We start from the raw sequence: 6,317 nt of genomic DNA, 5'->3' as shown, positions 1-6,317 counted from the left end.
GGTAATAGACTAATTCGATCTCCTGTAACGCGGCAGGCAAGGTGTCGGGAACTAACAAATCGAGGGTATAACGCTGACAACAGTGCTCTGGCCAAGGGCTAGGTTTTTTGGGGTCTCGCGAAGTAATCGATACATCATGCCCCTCTTGCAACAAAGCCGGAACTAGCTTGCTGCCAATGGTTCCTAAGGCGCCTATTACCAATATTCGCATCACTATTATCCCGTTAAAAGCCCATGTTCACTTGCCTAAAGCGTAGACGGCCATGATTAAAGCAGCGACCTGCCAGTTAAAATAAGACTAAGCATAACCACTAATCGAAAGACGACACAGTATGAATTGAACGGCGAAAACGCCCCGGCGATAAACCCATTACTTGCTTAAACTTGGCACAAAAATACGCACTATCAGAAAAGTCACAGGCGTAAGCAATCTCGGCAATGCTTCGCTCGGTTTCGGTCAGTAAGTTAAGCGCGGTATTGATCTTACGCTTTAAAATGTAATCCTTGTAATTTTGCGCAAACAAAGACTTAAACACCCGCGAGAAGTGATATTTAGACATACCACAAATATCGGCAGCCTGCTGCAGGCTTAAGTGCACACTTTGCTGGTTCTCTAGATGTTGCAGCAAGGGAATAATTTTTGACAAACTTTTGCTTTTTAGTAAGTCCTGCTGGCTGGTTTGAGCATCAAAACACATCGTTTGCTGTTGGCTCGCCACAAATACCAACACGCTACGTAACAGGCTATGGGTTAGCATACGTTGCTGCTCGTCCTGTTCAATACTTTCCAGCCAAGCCAAGTGGCTAGATAAAAATGCCGTTTGCTGCGGCGACAATTGCATCACCAAGGTTTGTTGCAGCTGGGCATTTAGCTCCCATAGGTTTAGCTCTTGGAGCAACTGGCGTTGAAACTGAAACAGGCTAAAACGCCGCTCATCGCCGTCCATTTCCATTTCGTGAATGGCTAAGGAAGGAATGAATACCAGCAAGCCTTGGCTTAACTCTAGGCTTTGGCCGTCAATGCTGAGCTGACCCGCCATTTTCTCAAATAGCATAATCTCACCCAACATATGGAAGTGGCTAGGGATGTGCAGCTTGGGTTCATTCAAAAAATGAAAGCGCCGCAAATAGTAGGATTTTGCTTGCGGTAGGTGAATATTTTCAAAACTGAGAGGATGCGCAGCCATAGTAGCAATAATTTTATATTTATAACTGCTTAAGTTACATATCAGGTCCATTCAAAGCAATAAATTACAGAAAACCATTAGGAGTTCTTATGAAGACGATCACTAACCCCATCCTTTGCGGTTTCAGACCCGACCCGTCAATTGTACGTGTTGGCGACGACTACTATATTGCCACGTCTACCTTTGAATGGTTTCCCGGCATCATGCTGCACCATTCAAAAGATCTACAAAACTGGCGCATTATAGGTCATGTACTAAACACTCCAGAGCACTTAGATATGCGCGGAATGGATAATTCAGAAGGTGTTTATGCCCCTACTTTGAGTTATGCAGATGGTAAGTTTTGGTGTTGTTTTGCCAATGTTCACTCTTGCCGCGGTGGCACTTGGATGTCTACCCCCGCCTACGTCACCAGCGCCGAGCAGATTACCGGCCCGTGGAGTAAGCCCATTTCTATTGGCAACTACGGCTTTGACCCATCTTTATTTCATGATGACGACGGCAAAAAATACATGGTGAACATGGTCTGGGATGGCCGTAAAAATAAAGACTTCTTTGGCGGCATTATCGCTCAAGAGTTTGACGCCGAAATAGGCCAGTTAGTCGGCCAGCCCAAGATCATCTTTGAAGGTACCGAGCTAGGCTGCACCGAAGGCCCGCAAATCATGAAAAAAGATGGCTGGTACTATTTGATTACCGCCGAGGGAGGCACCAGTTATGAACATGCCGTTACGGTGTGCCGCTCTAAAAATGTCTGGGGGCCTTACCACGTTCACCCAGAAAACCCCTTACTCAGCTCCAGCCACCAACAACAGGCGGAGTTACAACGCGCAGGCCACGGCTTTTTAGTGGAAACGCAACAAGGCGAGTGGTTTTTATCCCACCTTTGCGGCAGACCCATATTTAACCCAGAGCTAGAGCAAGAGCAAGACCAAATCAAACAAACCCATGGTCGCTGCATTCTTGGCCGAGAAACTGCCCTGCAAAATATTGAATGGCGCGATGACTGGCCGTGGGTAGTTGGCGGGCGAGTACCGCAATTAACCATCAAAGCGCCACAACTGCCAATCCATGTTTGGCCACAAAGCGCCCCTCGCGATGACTTCAAAGAAACCACGCTCGATGTCAAATACCAATCGCTAACAGAGCCCTTTGATGAGTCATGGATATCCTTAAGCCAACGCCCCGGCTATTTGCGTTTGGCTGGCCGGGATTATCTCTACTCTCGCTACCATCAAAGCATGTTAGCCCAGCGCATCACCCACTTCGATTGTGCAGCCGAAACCGCTGTCGAATTTGCAGCACAATCACCACGACAAATGGCCGGCTTAGTGGCTTATTATGCGCGCAATGGTCACTACTTTTTGAAAAAAACAGTCAATGACCAAGGCCAAGCCGTGGTTCAGCTTGTGGGGCATATCAACGATGAATATCTCGAATTTAGCCAAGAGCAAGTGATAAACGACGCCCAAATTGTGCATATGCGCTTGCAACTCAATAGCCACTGGTATCAATTTAGCTACTCTTTAGATGGACAAAACTGGCTCAAGATTGGCCCCCCACTCAACGCCACCCATCTTTCAGACGAAGGTAGTGGTGAAATATTCCGCTTTACCGGAAGTTTAGTGGGCTTGTATGCTTGTGACCTCACTGGCCAAGCACTCACTGCAGATTTCGGCTATTTCGAATATCAAAATTTTTAGTGAATATATGATTTAAATCATTAACTTAAGCACTAAGTCCTGGGGCTTAGTGCGATCAGCCTCTTATTTTTTTTCATAGGGGCTAATAAAAATTAGCTGTTTTGATTTAAATCAGTATTTTAGATACCAATCAACGCCACACTCGCTGCATCTTTTTTAACCAAGTGGTTATGTATTATGCGCTCACCGATACGTTACTTGCTAGCCCCCACTAGTCTATGTCTAGTACTGAGTGCCGCTCACTTTATTCATGCTCATCAGCATATTTACGCCACCCTTTGCATCATGGGCTTCATCAGCTTAATGATCCGCCACCCCATTTGTTTACGCCTCAACCAAGTAGCCATGGTTTTACTCAGCGCCGAATGGCTGCATAGCCTTATTGAAGGCTATCAAGAGCGAACCACAGACGAACAAGCCTGGCCGCAAATGGCGTTACTGATGGTCTTGGTAGCAATAGTGCATTTAAGCTGCGCAATCCTGCTGCAACATCATCGTATACGCCACTACTTCGGTTATCCTCGCCAGTATATATTTCGCTAATTGGCGTAATCTAACTTGTGACAGTCCCGCCACCGGCCAACTCAATCAGCCACAGTAGTAAAGCTTGGTATTCATTGCAAAATTACTAATAAAAACATGATTAAAACAACAAAACGAGATAATGTTAAGCCTAGCTAGGATTGCTATGTGGGCTTGCCAATGTTCGGACTATTTATTCTTCAAGTCAGCTTGTTTTCTATTTTCCCCCTGTATTTCACTACCCTGAAAGGCCCGCAGCGCAAAGTCGCTTTTTATATTTATCTCGCTTTGGTATTACTCATCGGCGGCTTTTTTGGCAATGTGTATTCAATACCGATTACTCCCGAGATGAACGTCTCCGGTGGTAACTTGTGTTACGGCGCCTTCATGATGAGCTCGGTGTTATTTGTGCTGGTAGAAAGAGATGTATTTATTTTAAGGCACGTGCTTAAGCTAGTGATTTTTGTCGACCTATTTAACGTACTGTTCTCTTCGTTGGCCACCACCACCCTGCAAAGTGACGGCGTAATCAACCCGCACAATACCTCCCCGGCGCTATTCGAGCTATCAACGCCGTTCATTATATTGGGAGGGGTGCTGATTATTTTAGAGTTACTCACCCTACTGTTCTGTTTTGAAAAGCTAAAAAAACTTAACCTTCCGGCGCTGCTCACTGGTGTCTTGTACATCGCGTTGTTTGTGCTGGTTCTTTGCCTCGATGGCATCTTGTTCCCGCTAATCGCCTTTGGTTTTAGCCCAGAGATTATTGCCATTGTATTAGGAGGACTAGATGGCAAGTTGTTATCCGCCAGCTCGTTTGCCCTACCTCTGCTATTGTTTATTGCTATTAAACATCAATCCTTCGTTAACTATCTAGAAGCCGAAGATGTGCGCTGGCGTTTGCTGTTTACCACCAGTAATCAGTTAATGAAAGAGCTCTCTGCTAAAGATTATGGCTTAGAGCAAGCGGCCACCGTATTCGAAAATACCAGCGAAGGCTTAGCCATTGTTAGTAGTCAGGGGCTACTGTTGCGGGCCAACAATACCTTCTGCGAGATGTTAAAACTAAATAAAGCCCTGCTAAACCAACAAACTTATATGATTAACACGCTGTTTCAGCACAATGGCTTACAGCTTCACTACGCCCAAATCCTGTCTGACCACTGGCGTGGAGAAGTCACCTTTGGCGAACGTTATCGCCATCAAGGCTTGCTGGCGGTAAATCGAGTGAAGTCGGAGCAACAGCAAGCACAAAGTTATGTGTTTTCTTTAGTGAATATCGACGAGCAAAAAAGCGTACAACGACGCCTAAACCATTTAGCTCGCCACGACCAACTCACCCAATTACCCAATCGGCGGGTATTAGACGAACAACTTGCGGCCCTAGAAAAAACCGCCACCACCCTGCTGGTGATAGACCTAGACCACTTCAAGGATGTTAACGACAGTTTCGGCCACGCTGCTGGTGACGAAGTATTACAAGCCGTATCAACTCGGCTACTGATCATCCAAAATGCCCATAGTGAGCATGTCGGTATTTTAAGTCGCACCGGTGGCGATGAATTTGCTCTATTAATCAAAAGCTATGATGTAGATTTAAGTAAACAGCTGATTCACCAGATCCAACAGCAGCTAAAAAAAGTCATTTTGATCAGTGGCAACAATGAGATTTATATCTCGGCCACCATTGGCGCCAGCTTGCAAAACGTTGGAGAGCAGCGCAACCTGCTACAAGAAGCCGATGCCGCCCTTTACGAGGCCAAACGAACCCAACGAGGCTCCTACGGCTTTTATGAAGACCGACTCACTCAAGAGAGCCAGCGTAAACTCAGCTTAAGTGCCAAGCTCAAACTAGCCATAGAAAACCAAGATTTACTAGTTTATTACCAACCTCAATACTGCGCTAAAAATGGTCAAGTTCGTGGTGTAGAAGCGCTAGCGCGCTGGCATGATGAAGACTTAGGTTGGGTCTCACCGGGAGAGTTTATTCCAGTAGCAGAAGCCACCGGCATCATTGAACGGCTGGGGGATTACGTACTAGAAAAAGCCTGTAATGATGCGGCCAGTTGGCTTAAGCAAGGCCTGCCGCCCATCACTATGTCGGTCAACGTATCCGCTCATCAATTACGCTTTGGTCAGTTTATTCAACGCTTAAGTGAGTGCCTAAACCGCAGCCAGCTTCCCCAACACTTACTGGAGCTGGAGCTTACCGAATCAGTTTTTATTGAACGGGAAAACGAAGCCATTCCCTTATTAAAACAAATCAAACAATTGGGCGTAAATTTAGCCATAGATGACTTTGGTACCGGCTATTCTTCGCTGTCTTATTTGTCGAAGCTCCCTTGGGATACCTTAAAAATAGACCGCAGTTTTATTAGCCAAATCCCCGATGACCAAGAGCAATGCCAGCTCACCGCCACCATTATAAAAATGGCGCATAACCTAAACCTAAACGTGGTGGTAGAGGGCGTAGAGACCAAAGCCCAACTAGACTTTGTTAGCCAGCGCGGCAGCCAAATTATTCAAGGTTTTTATTATTCGCCGGCCATTGAAAAAGACCAATTAGAGGCGCTGTTAGCCGCGCAAGGCTCAGCATAATCAGCAATGGCTAAGGGCTATTCAATTTATTCGCGCGCGTTAAGCCTAGGCTAACGCTGCCAGCTAGGCAGTAACAACAGGGTTTAGCTGCATAGCAGGTGTAGAGCAAAGATAGTCTTCCCCCCAGCGCTTGGTTATACTGGCGTTTTTGCTGTTACAGATCCCCTCGTGAACCGTTTTTTACAACTTTATGCCCAACGCAAAGCCGCTGCCACCACTGAATTTAAAGGGCGAGGCGCCCGCCGTGCTCGCTGTAGCCGCTGCCAAATGCCTCAACAACATTGCTTTTGTGAGCAAGCAATCCTGC

The 6,317-nt window shown here is 46.3% G+C and carries 5 protein-coding genes; 3 read left to right on the top strand and 2 right to left on the bottom strand.

The genetic code is table 11. The features are described from left to right. Together ACQY6Q_RS03095 and ACQY6Q_RS03090 are read right to left on the bottom strand one after the other, a co-directional pair. Positions 1–211: SDR family oxidoreductase (locus tag ACQY6Q_RS03095; protein WP_427977748.1), on the bottom strand; the 211-nt coding region annotated here is incomplete at its 3' end. Positions 212–311: 100 nt separating this feature from the next. After that, positions 312–1,187, bottom strand: a complete 876-nt coding sequence (locus ACQY6Q_RS03090; protein ID WP_427977746.1) for an AraC family transcriptional regulator — start codon at positions 1,185–1,187, stop codon at positions 312–314. A gap of 89 nt (positions 1,188–1,276) precedes the next feature. Between ACQY6Q_RS03090 and ACQY6Q_RS03085 the strand changes: the two genes are divergently transcribed. From ACQY6Q_RS03085 to ACQY6Q_RS03075, 3 genes are all read left to right on the top strand, one after another. Beyond that, positions 1,277–2,890, top strand: coding sequence for a glycoside hydrolase family 43 protein (locus ACQY6Q_RS03085; RefSeq protein ID WP_427977743.1), 1,614 nt, complete (start codon positions 1,277–1,279; stop codon positions 2,888–2,890). Between the two features lie 177 nt (positions 2,891–3,067). Next, a complete protein-coding gene (locus ACQY6Q_RS03080; RefSeq protein ID WP_427977741.1) occupies positions 3,068–3,433 on the top strand; it encodes a hypothetical protein in 366 nt (121 codons plus the stop codon). Positions 3,434–3,592: 159 nt separating this feature from the next. Continuing rightward, on the top strand, positions 3,593–6,010 hold the full coding sequence (locus ACQY6Q_RS03075; RefSeq protein WP_427977739.1) for a putative bifunctional diguanylate cyclase/phosphodiesterase: 2,418 nt from the start codon (positions 3,593–3,595) through the stop codon (positions 6,008–6,010). Positions 6,011–6,317: the final 307 nt, after the last annotated feature.

The organism is Agarivorans sp. (assembly GCF_050295395.1).
GTDB lineage: Bacteria > Pseudomonadota > Gammaproteobacteria > Enterobacterales > Celerinatantimonadaceae > Agarivorans.
This window is presented reverse-complemented; position numbering and strand designations above follow the sequence as displayed.